Below are 1,027 nucleotides of genomic sequence, written 5' to 3'. Positions count from 1 at the left end.
AGCGGGTTTGTGTCTTCAAAGGAAATTGAGCTGTCTTTCATTTTGGAAGGGCAGGTGATGCACTGTTTGGCTGAAATTGACCGTTCTTTGAGCTTCTCAGGTGATCAGTATCGCTCATTCACATTGCCAATCAATGCCACTGATGCGCAAGTGGCAGCCGCAGTGGCACCAACATTGAGTCTATAAAAACTCGCTTTCCGAGTTAGATGAAAACAGGTACCGATATCCAATCGTGAATGCGATATCGGTACTGTTATCCATATTTCTTGCATTCTCTATCGCCATGATTTCAAGGGCGGAGTTGCCCATGAGATAGCGATATCCCATCACAATTTCATTTGACGCATCGGCAAATTCTGCTGGCCCCTCAGTGGACCCTTGATACCAGTGGTATTCAACAATAAAGTGGTGGTTTTCCCAAGGTGCATAACGATATCCACCCGCCATTGCAGCGGTGTTGTGGCGGTAAGGTAAATCGAGAAGAGCACGATCGTCAGAACGAAAAGTCATCCCGAACATTGAATAGAAAGCGTGTGCTCCGTACAGATAAGAGTAATTGAGTTGCACGCCTTGCTCAAAGTTACTGCCTTTAAAGGTACCGTGCGCGACTTTGTTATAATAGAGGCTTCCTCCTAGCGAAAGACCATGACGTTCATTTTGCAATATTTGGTATTGAACGTACGTCGAGAGGTTGTTCGCGATGGTTTGGCCTTCGAAGCCGTCTTCCAACACATCATATTGCGGCATTGAGATGTAAAAGCGGTTTTTATCAACTTTATCTCGCCCGTTTTGTCCAATTCCAAATAGGTCATGAAAGCTTTCTGTTAAGCCATCCAGATGATTATCCGCAGCAAATACCCAGCGATAATTGAGTTCCCATTGCCATTGAGAACTGACTTGCCACTTAGCTCCAATTTCTAATTGGTTGTGGTAATAATCCAAAGCGTATTCGTCGGTATGAGCCCAAACACTCGCTATTGTCGCCGAGCCATAAGCTTCTATGTACTCTGAAGGCAAGCTAAACCCA

1 protein-coding gene and 1 pseudogene are annotated in these 1,027 nt (G+C 45.1%); one reads left to right on the top strand and one right to left on the bottom strand.

The window, feature by feature from the left end:
* A pseudogene (locus R7F67_RS24995) lies at positions 1–186 on the top strand (sporulation control protein Spo0M); the annotation flags it as partial.
* On the opposite strand, the gene R7F67_RS24990 reads toward R7F67_RS24995, so the two are convergent.
* A partial coding sequence (locus R7F67_RS24990; RefSeq protein ID WP_318057553.1) for a DUF3187 family protein occupies positions 181–1,027 on the bottom strand: 847 nt, incomplete at its 5' end. The pseudogene R7F67_RS24995 and the gene R7F67_RS24990 sit on opposite strands and share 6 nt — an antisense overlap.

Origin of the sequence: Vibrio sp. YT-17 (genome assembly GCF_033337375.1) — a bacterium.
Taxonomy (GTDB): Bacteria; Pseudomonadota; Gammaproteobacteria; order Enterobacterales; family Vibrionaceae; genus Vibrio; species Vibrio alginolyticus.
Note: the sequence above shows the minus strand (reverse complement) of the source record. Positions and strands in the feature narration are given on the sequence as shown.